Origin of the sequence: Pseudonocardia sp. (genome assembly GCF_035305885.1) — a bacterium.
Lineage (GTDB): Bacteria > Actinomycetota > Actinomycetes > Mycobacteriales > Pseudonocardiaceae > Pseudonocardia.
On sequence record NZ_DATGOP010000082.1, the window covers coordinates 1 to 24299 of the forward strand.

24 protein-coding genes and 2 tRNA genes are annotated in these 24299 nt (G+C 72.0%); 9 read left to right on the top strand and 17 right to left on the bottom strand.

The window, feature by feature from the left end:
* The 14 genes from VKZ81_RS16930 to dnaN form a co-directional block, all read right to left on the bottom strand.
* Positions 1-314 (bottom strand): VOC family protein (locus VKZ81_RS16930; RefSeq protein ID WP_324242543.1); only part of this gene is annotated, 314 nt, incomplete at its 3' end.
* 285 nt (positions 315-599) lie between these two features.
* A complete protein-coding gene (locus VKZ81_RS16935; RefSeq protein ID WP_324242544.1) occupies positions 600-1022 on the bottom strand; it encodes a VOC family protein in 423 nt (140 codons plus the stop codon).
* Entirely contained in the window at positions 1019-1363 is a 345-nt protein-coding gene (gene cutA / locus VKZ81_RS16940) for a divalent-cation tolerance protein CutA (RefSeq protein ID WP_324242545.1), read from the bottom strand. The genes VKZ81_RS16935 and cutA overlap by 4 nt, the downstream gene beginning before the upstream one ends.
* Positions 1364-1390: 27 nt before the next feature.
* A complete protein-coding gene (locus VKZ81_RS16945) occupies positions 1391-1708 on the bottom strand; it encodes a hypothetical protein (RefSeq protein ID WP_324242546.1) in 318 nt (105 codons plus the stop codon).
* 74 nt (positions 1709-1782) lie between these two features.
* Positions 1783-1858 (bottom strand) — tRNA-Ala (locus tag VKZ81_RS16950).
* Positions 1859-1908: 50 nt separating this feature from the next.
* Positions 1909-2028 carry a DLW-39 family protein gene (locus tag VKZ81_RS16955; RefSeq protein WP_324242547.1) on the bottom strand — a complete coding sequence of 40 codons (120 nt, stop codon included), beginning with the start codon at positions 2026-2028 and terminating at the stop codon, positions 1909-1911.
* Between the two features lie 44 nt (positions 2029-2072).
* A tRNA-Ile gene (locus VKZ81_RS16960) sits at positions 2073-2146 on the bottom strand.
* A gap of 50 nt (positions 2147-2196) precedes the next feature.
* The gene (locus VKZ81_RS16965; RefSeq protein ID WP_324242548.1) at positions 2197-3144 is read right to left on the bottom strand and encodes a DUF3566 domain-containing protein; all 948 of its coding nucleotides are present in this window, start codon (positions 3142-3144) and stop codon (positions 2197-2199) included.
* A gap of 47 nt (positions 3145-3191) precedes the next feature.
* The gene (gyrA, locus tag VKZ81_RS16970) at positions 3192-5690 is read right to left on the bottom strand and encodes a DNA gyrase subunit A (RefSeq protein ID WP_324242549.1); all 2499 of its coding nucleotides are present in this window, start codon (positions 5688-5690) and stop codon (positions 3192-3194) included.
* Between the two features lie 42 nt (positions 5691-5732).
* Positions 5733-7712 carry a DNA topoisomerase (ATP-hydrolyzing) subunit B gene (gene gyrB / locus VKZ81_RS16975; protein WP_324242550.1) on the bottom strand — a complete coding sequence of 660 codons (1980 nt, stop codon included), beginning with the start codon at positions 7710-7712 and terminating at the stop codon, positions 5733-5735.
* A 270-nt stretch (positions 7713-7982) separates the two neighbouring features.
* Positions 7983-8633, bottom strand: coding sequence for a DciA family protein (locus VKZ81_RS16980; RefSeq protein ID WP_324242551.1), 651 nt, complete (start codon positions 8631-8633; stop codon positions 7983-7985).
* 24 nt (positions 8634-8657) lie between these two features.
* Positions 8658-9788 (bottom strand): DNA replication/repair protein RecF, encoded by a 1131-nt coding sequence (gene recF, locus VKZ81_RS16985; protein ID WP_324242552.1) that lies wholly within the window; start codon positions 9786-9788, stop codon positions 8658-8660.
* A 12-nt stretch (positions 9789-9800) separates the two neighbouring features.
* Positions 9801-10748: a phosphogluconate dehydrogenase (NAD(+)-dependent, decarboxylating) gene (gnd, locus tag VKZ81_RS16990; protein ID WP_324242553.1), complete on the bottom strand. Its 948-nt coding sequence runs from the start codon at positions 10746-10748 to the stop codon at positions 9801-9803.
* A gap of 36 nt (positions 10749-10784) precedes the next feature.
* Positions 10785-11954, bottom strand: a complete 1170-nt coding sequence (dnaN, locus tag VKZ81_RS16995) for a DNA polymerase III subunit beta (protein ID WP_324242554.1) — start codon at positions 11952-11954, stop codon at positions 10785-10787.
* Positions 11955-12587: 633 nt separating this feature from the next.
* Between dnaN and VKZ81_RS17000 the strand changes: the two genes are divergently transcribed.
* Positions 12588-13343: a class I SAM-dependent methyltransferase gene (locus VKZ81_RS17000; RefSeq protein WP_324242555.1), complete on the top strand. Its 756-nt coding sequence runs from the start codon at positions 12588-12590 to the stop codon at positions 13341-13343.
* Positions 13344-13367: 24 nt separating this feature from the next.
* Here the strand turns inward: VKZ81_RS17000 and dnaA are convergent, their stop codons facing one another.
* Positions 13368-14969, bottom strand: coding sequence for a chromosomal replication initiator protein DnaA (dnaA, locus tag VKZ81_RS17005; RefSeq protein WP_414709394.1), 1602 nt, complete (start codon positions 14967-14969; stop codon positions 13368-13370).
* Between the two features lie 523 nt (positions 14970-15492).
* On the opposite strand from dnaA, the gene rpmH reads away from it, so the two are divergent.
* The 8 genes from rpmH to VKZ81_RS17045 all read left to right on the top strand — a co-directional run bounded on the left by rpmH (position 15493) and on the right by VKZ81_RS17045 (position 20662).
* Positions 15493-15636 (top strand): 50S ribosomal protein L34, encoded by a 144-nt coding sequence (gene rpmH / locus VKZ81_RS17010; protein ID WP_324242556.1) that lies wholly within the window; start codon positions 15493-15495, stop codon positions 15634-15636.
* Positions 15637-15649: 13 nt separating this feature from the next.
* Positions 15650-16009 (top strand): ribonuclease P protein component, encoded by a 360-nt coding sequence (gene rnpA, locus VKZ81_RS17015; RefSeq protein ID WP_324242557.1) that lies wholly within the window; start codon positions 15650-15652, stop codon positions 16007-16009.
* Positions 16002-16286, top strand: a complete 285-nt coding sequence (gene yidD, locus VKZ81_RS17020; RefSeq protein ID WP_324242558.1) for a membrane protein insertion efficiency factor YidD — start codon at positions 16002-16004, stop codon at positions 16284-16286. The genes rnpA and yidD overlap by 8 nt, the downstream gene beginning before the upstream one ends.
* Positions 16280-17371 (top strand): membrane protein insertase YidC, encoded by a 1092-nt coding sequence (gene yidC / locus VKZ81_RS17025; RefSeq protein ID WP_324242559.1) that lies wholly within the window; start codon positions 16280-16282, stop codon positions 17369-17371. The genes yidD and yidC overlap by 7 nt, the downstream gene beginning before the upstream one ends.
* A gap of 138 nt (positions 17372-17509) precedes the next feature.
* On the top strand, positions 17510-17962 hold the full coding sequence (locus VKZ81_RS17030) for a Jag family protein (protein WP_324242597.1): 453 nt from the start codon (positions 17510-17512) through the stop codon (positions 17960-17962).
* Entirely contained in the window at positions 17955-18650 is a 696-nt protein-coding gene (gene rsmG, locus VKZ81_RS17035; RefSeq protein ID WP_324242560.1) for a 16S rRNA (guanine(527)-N(7))-methyltransferase RsmG, read from the top strand. The genes VKZ81_RS17030 and rsmG overlap by 8 nt, the downstream gene beginning before the upstream one ends.
* Before the next feature lie 23 nt (positions 18651-18673).
* A complete protein-coding gene (locus tag VKZ81_RS17040; RefSeq protein WP_324242598.1) occupies positions 18674-19597 on the top strand; it encodes a ParA family protein in 924 nt (307 codons plus the stop codon).
* A 6-nt stretch (positions 19598-19603) separates the two neighbouring features.
* A complete protein-coding gene (locus tag VKZ81_RS17045; protein WP_324242561.1) occupies positions 19604-20662 on the top strand; it encodes a ParB/RepB/Spo0J family partition protein in 1059 nt (352 codons plus the stop codon).
* Positions 20663-22050: 1388 nt separating this feature from the next.
* Here the strand turns inward: VKZ81_RS17045 and VKZ81_RS17050 are convergent.
* Both VKZ81_RS17050 and VKZ81_RS17055 read right to left on the bottom strand, forming a co-directional pair.
* A complete protein-coding gene (locus VKZ81_RS17050; protein WP_324242562.1) occupies positions 22051-23007 on the bottom strand; it encodes a D-alanine--D-alanine ligase family protein in 957 nt (318 codons plus the stop codon).
* A 26-nt stretch (positions 23008-23033) separates the two neighbouring features.
* A complete protein-coding gene (locus tag VKZ81_RS17055; protein ID WP_324242563.1) occupies positions 23034-24296 on the bottom strand; it encodes an aminotransferase-like domain-containing protein in 1263 nt (420 codons plus the stop codon).
* Positions 24297-24299: the final 3 nt, after the last annotated feature.

Consider the following 24299-nt stretch of genomic DNA (forward strand, 5'->3'; position numbering starts at 1 on the left):
CCATCGGGTGTCCGTACGTTGAAGTCGCGCATCCCGTAGGGCCGGTCAGCCAGTGGCTCGACGATGTCGGCGCCGCGGGCGCGCAGCTCGTCGTGGCAGGAATCGACGTCGTCGACGACAACCGTCACCCTGGCCGGGCCGACGCTGCTTTCGGCGTACAGGTGGAACTCGGCGGTGTCGCGGATCACGGCCGCGTAGCTAGGTGGGGTCTCCCAGGTGAAGATGGTGTCGAATCCGAGCACGTCCGTGAAGTACGAACGCGCTGCCTGCACATCTCGGCACGGCAGCACGGGAACCGCCACCCGCATGACCATTCCGTCACCTTACTCCCCGGCATCCCGAAGACCTGCCCGTCCGGCGAGGACATGCTCTTGTTCTTGTCGGAGTGAACGGCGCACTGCTCTTCGCGGTGCCGCGGCCGGGTCCGCCGCACCAGCCGGGCGCGCGGCGACGGGGACCGGCCGGAGGCCGCACGCCCCGTCGCCGCATGGCGCCCGGCATCAGACACAGTCCCGGCCGCGGCGCCGCAGGCGCCGCTTTGAACAAGGAAGGAAAGTCTGAACACAGCCAGGGGAACCCGGCACCAGGGGCCCGATGGGCTATCGAGCAGCCGCCACCGGTGGCCACGGTGGGCGCTGTGCGAGGAGGGCGGGGAACTCGGTCTGGAGGACGCAGAACTCGTTGTCCCATGGGTCGCGCATGATCCAGAAGTCATGCCCGCGCTCCTGCTGGTGGTTCCACCGCGTGGCGCCGAGCGCTTCGAGCCTGCGGACCTCGGTCTCCACGTCGTCGGTTTCCAGGTCGAGGTGCATCCGCTCCTTGCCCACCTTGGGGTCTGCGGTGAGCTGTAGTAACACGCGGATCGGCGCGTCGGGCAGGCGCAGTCGGCGGTAGACCCGGCTGCTCGCTGGGTGCAGCGGTTCCTCGGTGGCACCGAGGGCTGCGGACCAGAACTCGGTGCCACGTTCGAGGTCCTCCACGTCGATCACGAAGTGGGCCACGCGGCTGCGATGGGAGGTCACGCGTCCTCTGCGTCGGCAGTCGACTGGCCGGTCTCGGCGACGATCCAGTCGAGGTACTCGTGGTTGCCGTCGTAGATCGGGCGGGCGCTGATGCCGGGTACCTGGTAGGGGTGCCGCTCCTTGGCGTACTGGACGATCTCGGGGACGAGCGCGCGTCGCGTGTGCAGAGACGCGCGCCCCTCGGTGCGCTCGTGGACCTCGCCCTGCCATCGGTAGATCGAGTGGACCGGGGCGAAGTTGTGGACGCTCGAACAGAGGTGCCGATCAACGAGCTCCCGCGTGAAGCTGCGCAGCCACGCGGGCTCCGGGGCAGTGATCACCACCTCGCACAGCTCGGTCATGGCACAGCCGTCCCTCGCTCGGCGCTCCTACACCGACGACGAAGACGACTGGGACGACGACGAGGAGGTGTCGTGATGTGCCGGATCACCGTCAACTGCCACTGCCACCACCACAACCACCGCAGCAACCACCGCGCCGGCGGGTCCAGCTGGATCGGCGTGGCCGCGCTCGTGGCGCTCGCCTTCATCGCCGCACCCGTGATCGTCGCTGCGCTGAAGGCGGCGGTCGACCTGCTCACCGCGCTCGTGATCGGCCTCGTCGCCGCGGCCGGCGTCATCGTGGTCGGCTGGATCGTCAAGAACATCGCGGTGGCCGCGATCGAGGCCCGGGCGGATCCCCGCCACATCCGGCACGTGACGCTGAGGCACGTATGTGGCACGGCCCTCGGCGAGACGATCTTGCTGGGGCCCGTTCCTGCTGGTGGAGACGAGGGGAATCGAACCCCTAACCCCCGCCTTGCAAAGGCGGTGCTCTGCCAATTGAGCTACGTCCCCTGGCTGAGCGGGGACGTTACCCGCTCAGCAGCGGGCGGTATCGCCCGGGCTCAGTTGTTGGTGGCCTCGTGCCAGAGGTCGTTCTCGCGGGAGGCACGGACCTTGGAGAAGATGAAAGCGCCCGCGGCCAGCGCGACAGCGACGGCGATGAGCTTCTTCACGAGGATCACGTCCTAACTCGTCCCGAAGGAGTGGGAGTGGAGCTCAAGGAGAGTGGGCCCAGCTGGACTTGAACCAGCGACCTCGTCGTTATCAGCGACGCGCTCTAACCGTCTGAGCTATGGGCCCTTGCGACGGGGACGAGGTTACCGCAGCGCCCCCGGCCGCCTTCAACCGGGTCAGTCCCTCTCGGAGAGGGTGACCTCGATGCCTCCGACCAGGTCGGCGGACACGTTGTAGACGAACGCGCCCACCGTCACGGCCACGGCGAAGAGCAGGCTGTTGACCGCTCCGATCACCGCGGCGAAGCCGAACACCCGGCCCGCGCTGATGAGCGGGCTCCCGGTGGGGGTGTCCCCGGACACCAGGTCGGCGTAGGTGCCGTTGAGCCGGTCCCACACGCCCATGCCGTCGAGCGCCCCGTACAGGACGCCGACGGCCACCAGCCAGATGAAGAACAGCACCACGGCCAGGACGAGGCCGAGCTTCAGCGCCGACCACGGGTCGATCCGCTTGAGCTGGAGCACGGCCTGCCGGGGCGGCCGGTTGCGCACCGTCCGCACACCGGACCAGCCGGCCGACTCGGGCGCCGTGCCGGCCTCCGTGCTCTGCTCCTCCTGGCGCGCGGGCGGCTCGAGGAACGCCGTCGGCCCGTCGTCGAGCAGTGCCGCGTTCCGCGGCTGGGTCTCGGGCTCGGTCACCGGCTCCGCGGTGCCACCGCCCGCCGACATCCGGTGCCACGGCGGCGGTGCCGCCGCCTCGGGCCCCGGCCCGGGCATCGGGCCGGGCGCGGGCTCCGGCTCGGGCACCCGCGGCGTCGGCGACGGGCGTGGCGCGGAGGCGGTCTCCGCGGCAGCCTCCGCCTGCCCGCTCTGCCCCTCCGCGGGCTGCGGAACCTGGATGTGCGCGGTGGGCGCGTCCACCCCCGTGGGGTCGGGGTCCTGCTGCGCGGTGCCCTCGGTCTCGGTGGCCGCCGACCCGTTCGTCCCGGAGGTGTCACCGGGCTGGGCGGGGGCCTCCGCCCCGCCCTGCTGGCCGTTCGCCTGCTGCGGGATCGCAGCCTGCTCTCCGGTGGCCACGCGGCCGCGGCCGTCGGACTCGTCCGGTGTGCTCGTCGTGTCGTTCACGAGGTGAACGTCTCCTCGGGGCCTCGTGGGTAGGGCGGCTCGCGAGCTCAGCCGGCCGACTGGTCGTCCGCGTCGTCCTCGACGTTGCGGGCCACCGCGAGCAGCGTGGCACCCTCACCGAGGTTCATCAGACGGACCCCCTTCGTCTGCCGGCCTGCCTTGCGGACCTCCCGAGCGGTCGTGCGGATCACCCCGCCGGTGGAGGTGATCGCGTAGAGCTCGTCGTCGATCCCGACGATGAGCGCGCCGACCAGGGTGCCACGACGGCGGTCGTATTGGATGGTCAGAACACCCTTGCCGCCCCGACCCTGCACCGGATAGTCCTCGATCGGGGTGCGTTTGGCGTACCCGCCCGCCGTCGCGACGAGGACGTAGGTGTTGGGTCGCACCACGTCGAGCGACAGCAGCCGATCGCCGTCGTTGAAGCGCATCCCCAGCACGCCGGACGTGGCCCGGCCCATCGGGCGCAGCGCCGCGTCGCTCGCGTTGAAGCGGATGGATTGCCCCTCGGCGGACACCAGCAGCAGGTCGTCCTCCGCCGAGCAGAGCACCGCCCCGACCAGCTCGTCGTCCTCGCGCAGGTTGATGCCGATCAGGCCGCCGGTGCGGTTGGAGTCGAAGTCCGTGAGCCGGGACTTCTTCACCAGACCGCTTCTCGTCGCGAGGACGAGGTACGGCGCGGCCTGGTAGTCCTTGATCTGCATGACCTGCGCGATGTGCTCGTCCGGCTGGAGGGCGAGCAGGTTCGCCAGGTGCTGGCCGCGAGCGCTGCGGTTGGCCTCGGGCAGCTCGTAGGCCTTGAGCCGGTACACGCGGCCCTTGTTCGTGAAGAACAGGATCCAGTCGTGCGTGGAGCACACGAAGAAGTGGGCGACGATGTCGTCCTGCTTCAGCTGCGCGCCCTGCACGCCCTTGCCGCCGCGCTTCTGCGCCCGGTAGAGGTCGGTCTTCGTGCGCTTCGCGTAGCCGGTCTGGGTGATCGTCACGACGACGTCCTCGACCGCGATGAGGTCCTCGTTGGTGACCTCGCCGTCGTCGGGGATGATCTGCGTGCGCCGCTCGTCGCCGTGCTTCTCGACGATCTCGGTGAGCTCGTCGCGCACGATCTCGCGCTGCCGCTCCGGCCGGGCGAGGATGTCCTCGAGGTCGGCGATCGTGCGCTCGATCTCCGCCAGCTCGTCGACGATCTTCTGGCGCTCGAGGGCGGCGAGCCGGCGCAGCTGCATGTCGAGGATCGCCTGCGCCTGGATCTCGTCGACGTCGAGCAGCTGCATCAGGCCCTCGCGCGCGACGTCCACCGTCTCCGACGACCGGATCAGGTTGATGACCTCGTCGAGCGCGTCGAGCGCCTTGACGTAGCCGCGCAGGATGTGGGCCCGCTCCTCGGCCTTGCGCAGGCGGAAGCGGGTGCGCCGGACGATGACGTCGATCTGGTGGCGGATGTAGTTGCGGACCAGCTGGTCGAGCCGGAGCGTGCGCGGCACCCCGTCGACGATGGTCAGCATGTTGACGCCGAAGCCCTGCTGCAGCTGGGTGTGCTTGTAGAGGTTGTTCAGCACCACCTTGGCCACGGCGTCGCGCTTCAGCGTGATGACGATGCGCATGCCGACGCGGTCGGACGACTCGTCGTTGATCTCGGCGATGCCCGACAGCTTGCCGTCGCGGTGCTGCTGCGCGATCGACTCGATCAGGTTGTCCGGGTTGACCTGGTACGGCAGCTCGGTGATGACGAGGGAGGTGCGCCCCTTGGCGTCCTCCTCGACCTCGACGACCGCGCGCATCTTCACCGACCCGCGGCCGGTGCGGTAGGCCTGCTCGATCCCGTCCCGGCCGACGATGAGGCCGGCGGTCGGGAAGTCAGGGCCCTTGATCCGCTCGATGAGCGCGTCCAGGAGCTCCTCGTCGGAGGCCTCCCAGTTGTTCAGCGCCCAGACGATGCCCTCGCCGACCTCGCGCAGGTTGTGCGGCGGGATGTTGGTCGCCATGCCGACCGCGATGCCCACGCTGCCGTTGATCAGCAGGTTGGGCACCCGCGACGGCAGGACGATGGGCTCCTGCGTCTTGCCGTCGTAGTTGTCGGCGAAGTCGACGGTGTCCTCGTCGATGTCCTGCAGCATCGCCATCGCGAGCGGCGAAAGCCGGCACTCGGTGTACCGCATCGCCGCCGCGGGGTCGTTGCCGCGGGAACCGAAGTTGCCCTGTCCGTCGATCAGCGGGTAGCGCATCGACCACGGCTGCGCGAGCCGGACCAGCGCGTCGTAGATCGCCGAGTCGCCGTGGGGGTGGTAGTTACCCATCACCTCCCCGACGACGCGGGCGCACTTGACGTACGAGCGGTCCGGCCGGAAGCCGTTCTCCCCCATCGAGTACAGGACGCGCCGGTGCACCGGTTTGAGCCCGTCCTCGACCAGCGGCAGCGCGCGGCCGACGATCACGCTCATCGCGTACTCGATGTAGGAGCGCTGCATCTCCTGCTGGATGTCGACCGGCTCGGTGCGGTCGCCATCCGGCGGCGGGGGCAGCGTGGGGTCCAGGGTGTCGGTCATGGTCCTTCTCTGCTCGTGCGGTTCGGCTCGCGGACACCGGGACTAGACGTCCAGGAACCGCACGTCCTTCGCGTTGCGCGTGATGAACGACCGGCGGGACTCGACGTCCTCGCCCATCAGGATCGAGAACAGCTCGTCCGCCGTGGCCGCGTCGTCGAGGGTGACCTGCAGGAGGATCCGGTTGGCCGGGTCCATCGTGGTCTCCCACAGCTCCTTGGCGTTCATCTCGCCGAGGCCCTTGTAGCGCTGGACGCCTTCGTCCTTGGGCAGCTTCTTGCCCGCTGCCCGGCCGGCCTCGATCAGGCCGTCGCGCTCGCGGTCGTTGTAGGCGAACTCCGGCTCGACGCCCCGCCCCGACCACTTGATCTTGTAGAGCGGCGGCTGCGCGAGGAACACGTGGCCGTGCTCGATCAGCGGCCGCATGAAGCGGAACAGCAGCGTCAGCAGCAGCGTGCGGATGTGCTGGCCGTCGACGTCGGCGTCGGCCATCAGCACGATCTTGTGGTACCGCAGCTTCGACAGGTCGAACTCGTCGTGGATGCCGGTGCCCAGCGCCGTGATGATCGACTGCACCTCGGCGTTCTTGAGCACGCGGTCGATCCGGGCCTTCTCGACGTTGATGATCTTGCCGCGGATCGGCAGGATCGCCTGGAACATCGAGTCGCGCCCGGACTTGGCCGAGCCGCCCGCCGAGTCGCCCTCCACGATGTAGAGCTCGGACTTCGACGGGTCGGTCGAGCGGCAGTCGGCGAGCTTGCCGGGCAGGCCGCCGATGTCGCCCGCGGTCTTGCGGCGCACCAGCTCGCGCGCCTTGCGGGCGGCGATCCGCGCCTGCGCCGACTGCACCGCCTTGTTGACGATGGCCTTGGCCTCGGTGGGGTTGCGCTCGAACCAGTCGGCGAGCCACTCGTTGCTCACCCGCTGCACGAACGACTTGATCTCGGTGTTGCCCAGCTTGGTCTTGGTCTGGCCCTCGAACTGGGGCTCCTTGACCTTCACCGAGACGATCGCGGCGAGGCCCTCGCGGATGTCCTCACCCGACAGCGCCGGGTCCTTGTCCTTGAGCAGCTTCTTCTCGCGCGCGTAGCGGTTCACCGTGGAGGTGAGCGCCGCGCGGAAGCCCTCCTCGTGGGCGCCGCCCTCGTGCGTGTTGATCGTGTTGGCGAACGTGTAGACCGACTCGGTGTAGCCGGAGTTCCACTGCATCGCCACCTCGACCGCGTGGTCCTCGCCCTCGGCCGAGTACGCGATGAGCTTCTTGTGGATCGGGTCCTTCGCCTTGTTCAGGAAGGCGACGAAGTCCTCGAGGCCGTTCGGGTAGCAGAAGGTGTGCTCCCTGACCTTCGCCACGTACCCCTCGGCGTCCGGCTCCTCCTCCTCGGCGGGGTGGCCGTTGCGCTCGTCGCGCAGGACGATGGTGAGGCCCTTGTTGAGGAAGGCCATCTCCTGCAGCCTGCGGCGGATCGTCTCCACGTTGTACGTGGTGGTCTCGAAGATGTCCGGGTCGGCCCAGAACGTGACCGTGGTGCCCGTGCGGTCGGTGTCCTCGCCCTTGATCAGCGGGCCGGGCACCGAGCGCTCGTAGTGCTGGCGCCACACCTTGCCCTCGGTGTGGATCTCCACGTCGAGCTTGGTGGACAGCGCGTTGACCACGGACACGCCGACACCGTGCAGGCCGCCGGACACCGCGTAGGACTTGCTGTCGAACTTGCCGCCCGCGTGCAGCACGGTCATGACGACCTCGACCGCCGGCCGCTTCTCCACGGGGTGCATGCCGACCGGGATGCCGCGGCCGTCGTCGGACACCCGCACGCCGCCGTCGTCGAGCAGCGTGACCTCGACGCGCGTGGCGTAGCCCGCCATCGCCTCGTCGACGGCGTTGTCCACGACCTCCTGGACGAGGTGGTGCAGCCCGCGCTCACCCGTGGAGCCGATGTACATGCCGGGACGTTTGCGGACTGCCTCGAGACCCTCGAGGACGGTGATCGACGACGCGCTGTAGGAGTTCTTCTTCTCCGGCACTGGCAGCCTGTCTCCTCGCCATGACGGCCCGGAGCAGGCGCACGTGAGCACCCCCGCGTCCTGGGCCTTACGACCGGGCGATCGGGGAGCGCCCGGAAAACACACCTCCATCATACCGGGGCAGGTGGGCAGGAACGCGGCTAGGACACCCCCAGAATCGTCACAGAGCGCCGATCGGGACTCCGTTCGGGTTCGGTCGGCCGTGAAGGGGGGTCGGCCGGGCTACGAGCCCGTCACGCCGCCCTGATTCGCCACGTGCCGCGCCGACCGTCATCCGTACGTGTCCCTGGGCCCCCTGCCCCGAATGTGCCGCGGACCGTGCCGCCAGCTCGGCCCGGACGGTCCGACCACGCGGATGCGGCGCACGACGTCCTTGCCGACCGCGGCGGCGAGCCGCGAGAGCAGCTGGCGCTGCAGCTGGCGCAGCTGCGTGGCCCAGGCCGTGGACTCGGCCTGCAGCACGAGCTCGCCGTCGCGCAGCGACAGGGGCGTGCAGTGGTCGGCGATCTCGGGACCGACCAGGTGCGGCCAGCGACCGAGGACCGTGGCGTCGGTCAGCTTCGGCGACCAGCCGCGGTCCAACGCCACCCGCGAGACCAGCTTCCCGAACGGCTGCGGGTCCCGGTCGTCGGGGCCGGGGCCGGACCACCTCTTGCGCCGCCCGCGGGGCTGGGCCGGCCTGCGCCCCTCCGCCTCGGCGGCGCGCTGGGCCGCGCGCTCGGCGTTGGCCTCGCGGGCCGCGCGGAGCGCCTCGCGGGCGAGGTCCGCACCCCGGCTGCGCCCAGCGGTCGGCTCCGATCCATCCCCAGGGCTGGGGATAACCGACCCCGATCGGGGTGCGACGGGCGGTTCCTCGGGTGCGACGGGCGGTCGTTTCCGCTCGTCATCACCAGTGCGGCGGGAGTTATCCACAGTATCCACACCTTTTTCCCCAGGTGGGCGAGATCACAGCCGACCTCCTGACGTGGCCTCTTGCGCGAGCCGCTCGACCCGTCCGCCGCTCACCGCAAACCGATCGCCGTCGAGTTCGGTGGGGACGTCCTCGGCGACCGCCGCGGTGACCAACACCTGCTCGGCGCGCCGGGCGACGTCGGCGAGCGCTGTCCGGCGGCGCGCGTCCAGCTCGGCGAACACGTCGTCGAGCACGAGCACCGGCTCGACGTCGTCCGCGCACAGCAGCCGGTACGACGCGAGCCGCAGCGCGAGCGCGAGCGCCCAGGACTCCCCGTGGCTCGCGTAGCCCTTCGCCGGCCCGTCGCCGAGCCGCAGCTCCAGGTCGTCGCGGTGCGGGCCGACGAGGCACACACCGCGCTCCACCTCCTGCTTGCGCAGCCGCGCCATCGCGTCCAGCAGCAGCGGCTCCAGCTCCTCCGCCGAGGCGGGCAGCTCGCCCTCCAGGCTGCAGCGGTAGCCGAGCGAGATGGGGTCGGACGTGGGGGCGACCTCGGCGAACGCCTCCACCGCGTGCGGGGCGATGGCCGCGACGAGCTCCAGCCGCCCCGCGAGCAGCGCAGCACCGTGCCGGGCGAGGTGGCCGTCCCACACGTCGAGCGTGCGCAGGTCGCCGCCGCCGCGGGCGGTCTTGAGCAGCGCGGACCGCTGCCGCAGCACCCGGTCGTAGTCGGAGCGGACGGCGGCGTAGCGCGGGAATCGCGCCACGAGCAGCTCGTCGAGGAACCGGCGGCGCTCGCCCGGGTCGCCGCGCACCAGCGCGAGGTCCTCCGGCGCGAACAGGACCGTCCGCAGGATCCCCAGCACGTCGCGCGGCTTCGCCGGAGCGCGGTTGACCCGGGCCCGATTGGCCCGCCCAGGCGCGATCTCCAGCTCGACGGTCAGCTCACGGCCCTGGTGGACCACCGACCCGCGCACCAGCGCCCGCGACGCTCCGCGGCGGACGAGGGGGGCGTCGGTCGCGACCCGGTGCGAACCGAGGGTGGCCAGGTAGCCGGCTGCCTCGACCAGGTTGGTCTTGCCGACGCCGTTCGGCCCCACGAGCACCGTGACGCCGGGCCGCAGGTCGAGCTCGGCGGACTCCCACGACCGGAAGTCGGTGACGGCGAGGCGACGCAGGTGCACGAGGAGATTCTGCTAGCCCTGCGTGGAGCCGGTGCCCGAGCTGGGCCCCGCGTGCTCGCCCGGGACGCCCGAGGGGCCCGCCGCGGACTTCACGGCGTGCCCGCCGAACTGGTGGCGCAACGCGGCGACGGCCTTCATCGCGGGCGACGCCTCCTGTCGCGACGCGAACCGCGCGAACAGGGCCGCCGAGATCACCGGCAGCGGCACGGCGTGCTGGATCGCCTCCTCGATCGTCCAGCGGCCCTCGCCGGAGTCCTCGACGTAGTCGTCGAGCTTCGCGAGATCCGGGTCGTCCTTCAGCGCTACGACGAGCAGGTCGAGCAGCCACGAGCGCACCACCGTGCCGCGCGACCACGCCTGCAGCACCCCGGGCACGTCGGTGATGAGTTCGGCGGCCGACAGCAGCTCGTAGCCCTCGGCGTAGGCCTGCATGAGGCCGTACTCGATGCCGTTGTGGACCATCTTCGAGAAGTGGCCCGCGCCCACCGGGCCGGCGTGCACGAAGCCCTCCTCGCGCGGGCCTTCCGGCCGCAACGCATCGAAGATCGGCATGGCGCGCTCGACGTGCTCGGCCGACCCGCCCGCCATCAGTCCGTAGCCGTTGGTCTTGCCCCAGATGCCGCCGGAGACGCCGACGTCGAGGTAGCCGATCCCCTTCTCGTCGAGCAGGGCGGCGTTCGGCCCGTCGTCGGTGTAGCGCGAGTTGCCGCCGTCGATCACGAGGTCGCCCGGCTCCAGCACGTCGCGCAGCGCCCGGATCGTGCTGCGGGTCGGCTCGCCGGACGGCACCATCACCCAGACCACGCGCGGCGCCTGCAGCGCCTTCGCGAGCTCCTCGAGCGACGCGACGTCGCTCACCTCCGGGCGCGGGTCGTACCCGACGACCTCGTGCCCCGCCGAGCGCAGCCGGTCGCGCATGTTGCCGCCCATCCGGCCGAGCCCGATGAGTCCCAGTTGCACGGTTGCCTCTCCTGGAGTCGGGGTGCCCGCGGACGCTCAGCCGGGCAGGCGCACGGGCATCAGCAGGTGCAGGTACCCCGGCACCGGCTCCGCGGGCTCTGCGGGCTTCTCGGCCGCCTCGTCGTCCGCGGGCGCGGCCAGCACGGGACGCACCAGGGCCGGCCGGTTCGGCGTGGTGAAGGTGAGCTGCGCCCGCTCGGTGTGCAGGGCACCCAGTCCGTCGAGAAGGTACGCGGGGTTGAACGCGATGACGAGCGGCGCGCCGTCGAGTTCACACGGAAGCTCCTCCTCGGCGCTGCCGACGTCGTCGCCGCCCGCGGCGAGCCGCAGGCCGTCGTCGGCGAACTCCATCCGGACCTGTGCCACGCGGTCGGTCACGAGCGCCACGCGCTTGATCGCCTCGACGAGGGGGGCCACCTCGATGACCGCCGCGGTGGTGTGCTCGGTGGGGATCAGCTGGCGGAACCGCGGGAACTCCGCGTCGAGCAGGCGGGTGGTGGCACGGCGGCCGCCTCCGGTGAGGCCCAGCATGCCGTCGCCCGCCGACAGCGCGATCTCGACGGTGCCCGCCCCGGAAAGCGTCTTCGCGACCTCGGCGAGGGTGCGGGCCGGGATGAGCACCGCGCTCGACTGCGCGTCGTCCTCGGGGGTCCACTCGAGCTCGCGGACGGCGAGCCGGAACCGGTCGGTGGCGGCGAGGGTGAGCCGGTCGCCCTCGATCTCCAGCCGGATGCCGGTGAGCATCGGCAGCGTGTCGTCCCGACCGGCCGCGACGGCGACCTGGCCGACCGCCTCGGCGAGCTCGCCCGCGGCCACCGAACCGGCGAGCTGGGGCATGTCCGGCAGCTGCGGGTAGTCCTCGACCGGCATCGTCGGGAGGCTGAACCGGCTGTTGCCGCAGTTGATCGTGGCGCGGGCGCCGTCGACGACGAGGTCGACCGGCTTCGGCGGCAGCGCGCGGGTGATGTCGGCGAGCAGCCGCCCGGAGACCAGCACGCGCCCCGGGTCGCCGATCGTCGCGTCGAGCTCGACCCGGGCGGAGGTCTCGTAGTCGAACCCGGAGACCGTGAGCCGATCGCCGTCGGCTCCCCCGGTGGCCTCGATGAGAACGCCGCCGAGCACCGGGACCGGCGGCCGCGCCGGGAGGCTGCGGGCCACCCAGGCGGCGGCGTCGGCGAGGACGTCGCGTTCGACCCGGAACTTCATGGAGGGACCTCTCGCGCTGGGGACGACTCGGGGTTGCCGGCTGGGAGGCCGGCGGGCGTTGTGGGTGCGGCGCCCGGACGCCGCCGCGGTGCCGGGAGAGCCGGCCCGGGGAGGACAACCGTAGAGCCTCCGGCGGGCGGGTGTCATCCCGGCCATGGGCTTCCCCGATCGGGACCGCCCGTCCGGATCCATCCACGCCGCTTCTCTTCTTCTGGATGTTCAAAGAGAGAACCCCAGCAGTAGTGGAAGGTCCTGTGCGCAGTGTGGATGGTTGGGATCCGCGCTGGTCAGAGGCCGTGTCTCGATGTGGAGACGCGGGTGGGCGCGCCCGTGGGCGGTTGCGCCGGCCCGTGGATGGCGCTCCCGGAGGGCCATCTGTCCCCGCGTCAGACACGGGTTTTCCACCGTCGAGGCCCGATCCGTCCACGGGCTCCGCGGCGGCAATCCACAGAGTTGTCCCCAGATGTGGGTGAAGAGTGGTCGGGTGGGGACGCAGTGCGATCGGATCCGGCGGTCCTTCCTCACTCCGCGCAGCCCGCCGGCGTGTTCGGGGCGCGCACGGGTGACCACGAACCGTGACCGGGAGTGTCGGTTCGGGTGTGCCCGGTGCGGGCGCGGTCGTACGGTCGGGCCGTGCCCGGACCGCCCGCCCCGAACTTCGGCTCCGTGGCCGTGACGTACGCCCGTCACCGCCCCGGCTACCCGGCCGACGCCGTCGCGTGGGCGCTGGGTGAGCTCGCCGGGCGCCCCGGCGTGCACCTGCTCGACGTCGGCGCCGGCACGGGGAAGCTGACCGAGGCGCTCCTGGGCCGGCTGGGGCCCGGGGGCCGGGTGACGGCCGTCGACCCGGACCCGGCGATGCTCGCGCAGCTGCGGTCCCGGCTGGCGTCCGTCGACGCCCGGGAGGGCAGCGCCGAGTCCGTGCCGCTCCCCGACGCGTCGGTGGACGGGGTGCTCGTCGGGCAGGCCTTCCACTGGTTCGACCCGGACCGGGCCGTGCCCGAGATCGCGCGGGTGCTGCGCCCGGGCGGCGTGCTGGCCGCGCTGTGGATCGCCTTCGACGTGAGCGTCGGCTGGGTGCGCGGCTTCCTCGAGGCCGGCTCGTGGGACCCGGTCGCGCAGCTGCACGACGACGCGAAGGAGCTCCCCGACGGCCACGGGTTCGCCGCGGCCGAGCTCAGGCGGTTCCCCTTCTCCCACCCCACCACCGTCGATGCGCTGGTCGCGGAGCTCGGCACGCGCTCGTGGGTGCTGACGGTCCCGCGGGCCGAGCGCGAGGCCGGCCTCGCGGGGGCGCGGGCCTACCTCTCCGCGCGGCCGGAGACCTCGGGGGGCGAGTTCGACCTCCCGCGCGTCGTCGACGTCCTGCGGGCCCGCCGGGGCGCGTAGCCCGCGGGCCCGCAGGAGGTGCGATCAGTGGCGGGCGCGCTGCTTGATCCGCGCCGTGAGCTCCTGCACCTGCTCGAAGGTCTTGCGGCGCTGGGCGATCTCGTTGCGGATCTTCTTGTCGGCGTGCATGACCGTGGTGTGGTCGCGGCCGCCGAAGGTCTGGCCGATCCGGGGCAGGGAGAGGTCGGTCAGCTCGCGGCAGAGGTACATGGCGATCTGGCGCGGCTGGGCGTGGGCCTTGGACTTGCCCGGCCCGCACAGCTCGTCGATCGTCACGCCGAAGAACTCCGCCGTGACCGCCATGATCGTGGGCGCCGTGATCTCCGACGTCGCGGAGTCGGGGATGAGGTCGCGCAGCACGATCTCGGCGAGCTGGGTGTCGACCGGCTGCCGGTTCAGCGACGCGAACGCCGTGACCCGGATCAGCGCGCCCTCCAGCTCCCGGATGTTGCGCTCGATGCGCTCGGCGATGAACTCGAGGACGTCACCGGGCACGGCGAGGCGGTCCTGTGCCGCCTTCTTGCGGAGGATCGCGATGCGGGTCTCCAGCTCGGGCGGCTGGATGTCGGTGATGAGGCCCCACTCGAACCGCGTGCGCATGCGGTCCTCGAGGGTCTCGAGGCGCTTCGGCGGGCGGTCGGAGGAGACGACGATCTGCTTGTTCGCGTTGTGGAGGGTGTTGAAGGTGTGGAAGAACTCCTCCTGGGTGCCCTCCTTGCCCTCCAGGAACTGGATGTCGTCCACCAGCAGCACGTCGACGTCGCGGTAGCGGCGCTGGAACGCCACCTTGCGGTCGTCGCGCAGCGAGTTGATGAAGTCGTTGGTGAACTCCTCGGTGGACACGTAGCGCACGCGCATGCCCGGGAACAGCCGCTGGGTGTAGTGGCCGACCGCGTGCAGCAGGTGCGTCTTGCCCAGCCCCGAGTCGCCCCAGATGAACAGCGGGTTGTAGGCGCGGGCAGGCGCCTCGGCCACGGCGACCGCGGCGGCGTGGCTGAACCGGTTCGACGCCCCGATGACGAACGTGTCGAAGGTGTACTTCTCGTTCAGCCGCGTCTGCGACCTCGGGGTGACGGTCTCGCCCGCGGGCGGGCCGGAGTAGGTGGGCCACACGTCGGCGGGCCTGCCCTCGCCGGGCTCGCGGGGGCCGCCGTTCGGGCGCTGGCCCTCGGCGTCGACCACCGGCCCGAGCGGGCCCGCGCCAGGCAGCGTGGAGCCGTCGTCGGCCGCGGCCGGCTCGTCGGGCTGCTCGGCGTGCGGCCGATCGCCGTTGCCCTCGGCCCCCGGGCCGGGGCGCGGGGCCGCCCCCGGCGGATCGGGCACCTCGGTGCCGCCGGACGCGGCGGAGGCGTCGACGACGACGGCGAGGTTCACCGTGACGCCGAGGTGCCTGCCGAGCGCCTCGCTGATCGGCCTGCGCAGGATTCGTTCGATCGCGTCCTTGGCGAACTCGCTCGGCGCCGCCAGCAGCGCCGTACCGTCGATCAGGCCCAGCGGGCGCGTGAGACGGAGGAAGGCACGCTGCTGCGGGGACAGGGACTGGTGTCCCGGGCCCGCCGCGGCGCCGGAGAGATCGGCGATGACGCGGTTCCAGACCTGTCCCAACTCACTCGGCTGGTCGGCCACCGGTCTGCGCTCCCCTCCGGTCGTCGCCCCGGACGATCACGCACCCCGGATATTAGGGGCGATCATCCCCAGACTTGTCCACACCTGTGCGCAAGACGGTACGCGGGCACGCAGCGTGAAACACGCGCGGGCCCGTGCTGCCGGCTGTTGTGGCGATCCCCCGGATCCAACTCGTGGAGGAGGCACGCTAACAACGTCGGGCCGCTGCCACAAGCCGCCCGGGTCACGCAATCGGGCAAGGGGATGATCGGGTGTGACGCGCGTTGCTCCCCTCGGGGCGAGGCCACGCCGCCTGCTCCCGAGCCCCGCGTCGCCGCCGGTGCGCATCCCCCGCGGGACGACGTCGGCACACCCGCCATGTACCCTGGCAGCAAGCGTGCCCGCGCATGCGGGTCGTGTGCTGCCCTGGTTCGCCTGGTGCCGCGCCCGACCCACGCGGGCGCCGAAGCACCACTGTCCGAACCACCCGAATGATGATCAGCGACGGCCTGCCCCGCATCGCCGTCGACCAGGAGAGCCGACCGTGAGCAAGGGCAAGCGCACCTTCCAGCCCAACAACCGCCGCCGGGCCCGCACGCACGGCTTCAGGCTGCGCATGCGCACCCGCGCCGGGCGCGCCATCATCGCGGCCCGCCGTGCCAAGGGCCGCCAGCGGCTCTCCGCCTGATCAGGCGGGCCCGGTGCTGCCGGCCAGGTCCCGGCTCACGCGCCGGGACGAGTTCGCCGCGGTCCTCAAGCGAGGGCGGCGCAGCGGCCGGAGCAGGCTCGTGGTCCACATGCACTGCTCCGCAGCCCGTGGCGGCCCGCGCGCCGGGCTCATCGTGAGCAAGGCCGTGGGCGGATCCGTGGTTCGGCACCGGGTGAGCCGCCGGCTGCGCCACCTCCTCGCGCCGCGGCTGCGCGAGCTGCCCGAGACGGCGATGGTCGTGGTCAGGGCGTTGCCGCCCGCCGCCGACGCCTCGTCGGCCGAGCTCGGCGACGACCTCGACGCCTGCCTCCGCGGCGTCCTGCGGAAGGCGGGGGGAAGCTGCCGTGGGTGACGACCGGCGCTCCCCCCTGACCCGGCTGCCCGTCGCACTCCTGCGCGGCTACCAGCGCTGGATCTCCCCCGGGCTCCCCCCGACCTGCCGCTTCTACCCCACCTGCAGCGCGTACGCGATCGAGGCGCTCCAGGTGCACGGGCTGCTGGTCGGGTCGTGGCTCACGGTTCGGCGGTTGGTCCGCTGCGCACCATGGCACCCTGGCGGGGTCGACCCGGTGCCGCCGCGCCGCACCCGCCCGGCCCGGAAGAACATCGAGGAGCAAGCCCCGTGCTGAACTTCATCTACTACCCGGTCTCCTTCATCCTCTGGGTCTGGCACGAGGTCTGGGGCTTCCTCCTCGGACCGGACAGCGGCGTCGCGTGGGCGCTGTCGGTGATGTTCCTGGTCTTCACGCTCCGCGCGATCCTGTACAAGCCGTTCGTGCACCAGGTCCGCTCGATGCGGCGGATGCAGGAGTTCCAGCCGGAGATCGCGAAGATCCGGAAGAAGTACGCCAACGACCGGCAGAAGCAGGCCGAGGAGATGCAGCGGCTCCAGCGGGAGCACGGCGTCAACCCGCTCGGCGGCTGCCTCCCGGTCCTTGTGCAGGTGCCGGTGTTCATCGGCCTCTTCCACGTGCTGCGCGAGTTCAACCCGGTCCTGAGCAACGGCCAGCCGCGCACCGAGAACTACTTCTTCGGCCAGGAGGACGTCGAGTCCTTCAACCGCTCCGACCTGTTCGGGGCGAAGCTGGGCAACTGGGTGCTGCAGGGCGAGGAGGTCCTGAACGCCGCCGGGACGTCGATCACCTCGATGCTGATCGTGATGATCCCGCTGATGATCGCGGCGGGCATCTTCACCCACATCACGGCGCGGCACTCGGTGGCCCGGCAGACCGCGGCGCAGGCCGAGAACCCGCAGACCGCGATCATGAACCGGCTGATGCTCTACGTGTTCCCGATCGGCGTCGTCGTCGGTGCACCGTTCCTGCCGCTCGCCGTTCTCCTCTACTGGGTGTCGAACAACCTCTGGACGCTCGGTCAGCAGTACGTCGTGTACCGCAAGATCGACGCGGAGGAGAGCGCCAAGAAGGAGCAGCAGGCGGCCGTCCAGAAGGCGCGGGCCCCGCGCCCCGGCCAGAAGCCCGTGCGCGCGCAGGGGCAGTCCGACGAGCCGAAGCAGCCGGCGAAGCGGCCGGGGGCCAAGCCGATCACGCGCAAGCCCACCGGTTCCGGTGCGAACGGCGCTCCTCGTGCCGGCGAGCCGAAGGACACCTCCTCCGGCAACGGCGCGGGTAAGAGCGTCGGCGGTGCGGAGCGCGGAGCGCGCAGCGGAGGCGGCCAGCGGCCGCCGGCGCGCCGCCCGCGCAAGCGCCGCTGACCCACGAGCCATTCGCGGTCGCCCCCCAGCGGCCGCAGCGGCGCGTCCCGGGGCACCGGGCGCGCCGCACGTTCAGAGAGGAGACGCATCGTGCCGAAGACTGCGCAGGACGGGCCGAGCTCGACCTCGGACCAGCTGATGCGTGAGGGCGACATCGCGGCCGACTACCTCGAGGAACTGCTCGACATCCTGGACTACGACGGCGACCTCGAGATGAACGTCGAGGCGGGTCGGGCGGTCGTCAGCATCGACGGCGGGGACGACCTCGACAAGCTCGTCGGGGAGCGGGGCGCGGTGCTGGAGGCGCTGCAGGAGCTGACCCGGCTCGCCGTGCAGCAGGCCTCGGGGAACCGCAGCCGGTTGATGCTCGACATCGCGGGCTGGCGCAAGAACCGCCGCGCCGAGCTGACCGCCCTCGGCACGCGCACGGCCAAGGAGGTGCTCGAGACCGGTCAGTCGGTGCGGCTGCGCCCGATGACCCCGTTCGAGCGCAAGGTCGTGCACGACGCGGTCGCGAAGATCAAGGGTGTGTCGAGCGAGAGCGAGGGCGAGGAGCCGCGCCGGCAGGTCGTCATCTTCCGCAGTGCCTGACCCCACCGGGACCGCCACCGGCCCCGCGGACGTGGACCGGGACGGTCTCGTCTTCGGTGATCGGCTCCCGCTCGCGAAGCGGTACGCCGAGCACCTCGTCACGTCCGGGATCGAGCGCGGGCTGCTCGGTCCGCGCGAGGCGGATCGGGTGTGGGAGCGGCACATCCTCAACTGCGCGGTCGTCGCCGACCTGGTGCCGGATGGCGCGCGTGTGGTCGACGTGGGTTCGGGCGCGGGCCTTCCCGGGATACCGTTGGCACTGGCCCTGCCCAGCGCCCGCGTCGTGCTCGTGGAGCCGCTCGCTCGTCGAGTCGAGTGGTTGCGCGAAGTGATCTCCGATCTCGGCGTGGCGGTCGAGGTGGAGCGGGGCCGGGCCGAGGAAGATGACGTGCGGCGGCGATGGGAGGGAGCCGACGTGGTGACCGCTCGTGCCGTCGCGCCGCTGGCCCGTCTCGCCGGCTGGTGCCTGCCGCTGCTCCGGCCGGGCGGGCGGATGCTCGCGATCAAGGGTGCAGCGGCGGCGGACGAGGTGCGGCGGGACTCGGCGGCCGTGCGACGGCTCGGCGGCGGGGCTCCCCGCATCGAACGCTGCGGGTCGGGGATCATCGACCCGCCGAGCACGGTGGTCGTCGTCGAGCGGGAGGCCGGTGCCCCGGTCCGCACGAGGCGCAGGAGAGGGCGGGCGTGACGTTCAAGGTGTCCCAGTACGAGATCTCCCCTGACCATGTTTCACGTGAAACGCCGGTGTGGACGCCGATCGCGGAGGAGGCGGAGCGGGCCGCCCGGGTGCTCCACCCGGACCGGTACAAGATGCCGCGTCCGTCGCACCGCCGCATCATCACCGTCGCCAACCAGAAAGGCGGCGTCGGCAAGACCACCAGCACGGTGAACCTGGCGGCGGCGCTGGCGATGCACGGGGTCCGGGTGCTCGTGATCGATCTCGATCCGCAGGGCAACGCGAGCACCGCGCTCGGGGTGGACCACCGGCTGGGCACGCCGTCGGTGTACGAGGCCCTGCTCGGTGAGCTCCGGCTGGCCGAGGCGGCCGCGCAGAGCACGGCGTCGCCGAACCTCTTGTGCGTCCCGGCCACGATCGACCTGGCAGGCGCCGAGATCGAGCTCGTCAGCATGGTGGCCAGGGAGAACCGGCTGCGCCAGGCGCTCTCCCGCGAGGCACTCGACGAGCTCGACGTGGACTACGTCTTCGTGGACTGCCCGCCGTCGCTCGGCCTGCTCACGGTCAACGCGCTGGTGGCCGCCAACGAGGTGCTGATCCCGATCCAGTGCGAGTACTACGCGCTGGAAGGGCTCGGCCAGCTGCTGAACAACATCGACCTGGTGCGTGCGCACCTCAACACCGGCCTGCACGTCTCGACGATCCTGCTGACCATGTACGACGGGCGGACCAAGCTCGCCGACCAGGTCACCAGCGAGGTGCGCAGCCACTTCGGGTCCACGGTGCTGCGGACGGTGATCCCGCGCAGCGTCAAGGTCTCCGAAGCGCCCGGCTACAGCCAGACGGTGCTGGCCTACGACCCGGGTTCGCGCGGCGCGATGAGTTACGTCGACGCGGCCCGTGAGATCGCCGAGCGTGGCGCGGCGATGCCCGTGCCACCGGACCAGGACGGGCGGTAGCCGACGATGCCAGAGCGCGAGGCGCCTCCGACGCGCGCCACCACCCAGAAGGCCGCCCCGCAGCGGAAGGGCGGGCTCGGACGCGGGTTGGCCGCGCTCATCCCCACCACGTCGGCCCACGGCGAGGGCGGACCGGCCACGGCCCCCGGCGTCGCCGGCCGGGCGGCGTCCGTGGTCACCGGCGGTACCGCGATCCCCTCCGCCACCCAGCAGCGCGCCGCGGAGCCGCCCGCGGACGAGGCGGAGCCGGTCCCCGTCGACGGTGCGGTCTACCGCGAGATCGAGATCTCGGCGATCCGGCCGAACGCCAAGCAGCCGCGCACCCAGTTCGACGAGGAGGCGCTCGCCGAGCTCGAGCACTCCATCCGCGAGTTCGGGCTCCTGCAGCCGATCGTCGTGCGTGAGATCGGGCCTGGTTCCTACGAGCTCGTCATGGGCGAGCGGCGCTGGCGGGCCGCGCAGCGCGCCGGCCTCACCCGCCTCCCCGCGATCGTCCGCCGCACCGGCGACGACGAGATGCTGCGCGACGCCCTGCTGGAGAACATCCACCGCGTCCAGCTCAACCCCCTCGACGAGGCGGCGGCGTACGAGCAGCTGCTCGCCGAGTTCGGCGTCACCCAGACCGAGCTCGCCGACCGGCTCGGGCGCAGCCGCCCCGTCGTCACGAACACGATCCGCCTCCTGAAGCTGCCGGTGTCCGTCCAGCGGAGGGTCGCGGCCGGCGTGCTGTCCGCCGGGCACGCGCGGGCGCTGCTCGGGCTGGAGGACCCGGGCCAGCAGGAGGAGCTGGCGGCGCGCATCGTCGCCGAGGGCATGTCGGTGCGGGCCACGGAGGAGGCTGTGGTGCTCCTCCGGCGGGAGGGGGCGACCCCCAGCCGCAAACCGGCGCGGCGCAAGCCGATGCAAGCGCCCGGGCTGCAGGACCTCGCCGAGCGGCTGTCGGACACGTTCGACACCCGCGTGAAGGTCGAGCTCGGGCAGCGCAAGGGGCGCATCGTGGTCGAGTTCGGCTCGGTCGAAGATCTCGAGCGGATCGCGAAGCTCATGGAACGCTCCGACGGCTGACCCGAGGAGCCGTCCCCCGGGCCGCCAGAGGCCGATTCAGGGCGCCCTGTGCGCCACGCTCGCGGCTTCGCGGGCATGTGTTCGTGTCATCGGGTCGGCAAGGGGGTCGCGCCGGGTCTCGGGCATCTGAGGCCGATTTTCGATCGACCGGCCGGCCGAAGATCGTCGAGGGCCCGCACAAGATCGGATCCGAGGCCGGCCCGGTGCCGCCGGCGGCCGCGTAGCCCCGACACGGCGGGTTCCGCTGGTGTCTGGTTCGTGGGCGGGGTGGCCTGGCCAGGTCACACCGTGCCTGCCGCGGCGTGCCGTGGCTCTGCGTCTCGCCGGCGCCTTGTCGGGCGCTCGTGTGGTTCCGACCTGCCGGGCGTGTGGGGTGGCGGTGGCGTGAAGGAGCCTGCCCTTGCTGAACCGGCATTGCCGTGCCCGCCCCGCCATCCGCCGTCCACGCACACGTCGGGAGCTGGTGGTGGGATCGACTCGGGCGAACGGTCGGTGACGGTCGGAAGGCGACCTGGTGGGGGGCGGGCATGCGCGGTGGCGCGCAGGTGCTGCCGGTCGAGCTGCACCGCGACACCGCCGAGCTGAACCGGCGTGCACCCGCGCCCCTGACCCGCCGGATGGCCCGGCCGATCGACGCCTGCGGCTCCACCCTGCTCGCGGGGGGATCGGCTTGCCACGCCCACCGGGGTCGCGTCATCCGTCGCGTGTGGCGCGACCGGCGGCGCCGAACCGCACCCCGAACGGCCGACCAGTTGCCGCTGGAACCTCCTCCGCGGTCGGGCGCAGCTGCTCGGTTCCGGGTGCATCGGACTGTTCGGGATCCAGCCCCGCCGGTCGTCCGACCACGTTGTTGCGCCTTGGCTGGGTGACGAGGGCGCCGCCGTTTCACGTGAAACACGAGCCCGCGTCGCGGCGGGTTGGTCGGGTGAGTTCCGCTGTCGTGGCGTTCCACGTGAAACGGCCGCTGGCGGTGCGCGCAGGCGAGTCGGGACCGAGTGACGGATCGGCGGTCGGCCGCGCAGCGGCGGCGCACGCCGAGTAGGCGTTGCGGGTGGTCGCGCGCTCGGCCGTCGGCCGCCGGCTGCGGGGGCGCCAGCCGGTCGATCGGGTGTGCGCTCGGGTATGCCCAGGGGTAGCGCGACCCGTTGGCGGCTCGGTCGTGGGTGGCGGGCGGGTGGCCGGTGCGGCGGTGTCGTCGCGCTCGTTTCACGTGGAACGCGGTCACCGCGGCGCAGGTGCGAGGGTCCGGGCGTGTTGTTTCACGTGGAACACGCGGCGCGTGTGGACCGGCGACTCGATGGTCGGTCGGATCGGGAGGGTTTCACGTGGAACACCGCGAGCGCTTCTCGCGGTGTTCCACGTGAAACAACGCTGGGCGGGCGGACGTTTCACGTGAAACGCGAGCGGGCGATCGCGCGCTCGACGAGCGCGGAGTAGAGCCGCCCCAGGTCCATGCCCGCCGCTCGGACCGCCATGGGGAGCAGGGAGGTCTCCGTGATCCCCGGGGAGACGTTCACCTCGAGGACCTGGACCCGACCCTCCTCGTCGACCACTGCGTCCATGCGGGAGACGTCGCGCAGGCCGAGGAGGCGGTGCGCGGCGAGCGCGGTCTCCGCAAGGCGGGCCTGGGTGGCGTCGTCGAGTCGCGCCGGGCAGTGGAAGGCGACGGTGCCGGGCGTGTAGCGCGCGGTGTAGTCGTAGACGCCGCCCCGCGCGTCGATCTCCACCGCGGGCAGCGCCCGCAGTTCCGGTCCGTCGTTCACGACCGTGACGGCGACCTCGGTGCCGCGCACGAAGCGCTCGGCCAACACGGTGTCGGAGTACGCGAGGCAGCTGACCATTGCCGCGGGCATCTCGGACCGGTCGGTCACGACCTGCGCCCCCAACGCCGACCCGCCCTGGTCGGGCTTCAGCATCAGGGGAAGGCCGAGGCGGTCGACCATCGCGTCGAGGACGGCTTGCGCCCCCAACGCGCGGAACGTGGAGTGCGGCAGCGCGACCCAGTCCGGCGTGTCGAGGCCGGCGCCGGCGAGCTCGGCCTTCGCCGTCGGCTTGTCCCACGCCCGTCGGCACGCCTGCGCCGCCGTGCCGACGAACGGGACGTCGAGCAGCTCCAGGACCGCCTGCACGGATCCGTTCTCGCCCTCTCCCCCGTGCAGCGCGATCACGACCGCGTCCGGCGGGTCGGTGCGCAGCTGCGTGACGAGCGAGCTGTCGACGTCCCACTCCCGCACGTCCACCCCGGACTCCCGGAGGGCGGCGGCGAGCCGCCGACCGGACCGCAGGGACACCTCGCGTTCGTGGGAGAGCCCACCGGCCAGGACGGCCACGGATCGATCAGTCACCGAGGCATTCTGCGGTACCGCCCGGATCAGGGGGTGTGCGGGCTCGGCGCCTGTGGGCCGCTGCCCACGGCGGGCCGGGCCGGGCTGCCGAACGTGCGCAGGACGTCGAGCTCGGCCTCGAGCACGCCCGCCAGCCTCCGCACGCCCTCGGTGATGCGCTCCGGGGGCGGGTAGCAGTAGGACAGCCGCAGCTGGCGGCTGCCGAACCCGTCGGCGTAGAAGCCGGTGCCGGACGCGTACGCGACGCGCGCCGTGACCGCCCGCGGCAGCATCGCCTTCGTGTCGACGCCCTCCGGGACGGTGAGCCACACGTAGAAGCCGCCGTCCGGCACGTTCCACGTGCAACCCTCGGGCAGGTACGTCGCCAGAGCGTCGAGCATGGCGTCGCGCCGCTCGCGGTAGGCCTCGGTGTAGGTCTTGATCTGGGCGCGCCAGTCGTGCGCCGAGAGGTACCGCGACACGAGCATCTGCGTGAAGCTCGGCGGGCACAGCGTCGCCGACTCCGCGGCGAGCACGAGGCGGTCGCGCACCGCGGGCGGCACGAGGGCCCAGCCGACGCGCAACCCGGACGCGAAGGTCTTCGAGAACGACCCGAGGTACACGACGTCGCGGGAGAACGACCGCAGCGCCGGGTACGTGCGGCCGCTGAAGCCGAGCAGCCCGTACGGGTTGTCCTCCACGACGGCCACGCCGTACGAGGCGCAGATCTCGAGGATCTCGGTGCGGCGCTCGACGGCCAGCGTGACGCCGGCGGGGTTGTGGAAGTTCGGGATCGTGTACAGGAACTTCGGTGTGATCCCCTCGGCCGCGAGCGACCGCAGCGCCTCGCGCAGCAGGTCGGGCACGAGGCCGTGCTCATCCATCGCGACGTGGACGACGCGGGCCTGGTAGGCGGCGAAGCTGCCGAGCGCGCCGACGTAGGACGGCCCCTCGGCCAGCACGACGTCGCCGGGGTCGCAATAGATGCGCGTGACGAGGTCGAGCGCCATCTGCGAGCCCACGGTGACGACGACGTCGTCGGGGTCGGCGCGGATGCCCTCGAGCGCCATCACCTCGCAGATCTGCTCGCGCAGCGCGGGCACGCCCTGGGCGGAGCCGTACTGCAGGGCGACCTGCCCCTCGCGGGCGACGAGGTCGGCGACCTCGGCGGCGAGCTCGTCGAGCGGGAGGGCGGCGAGGTTCGGCATGCCTCCGGCGAGGGAGACCACCTCCGGCCGGCTCGCGACGGCGAAGAGCGCGCGGATCTCGGAGGCGGTCATGCCGGCGGTTCGGGCGGCGAACCGCTCCACGGC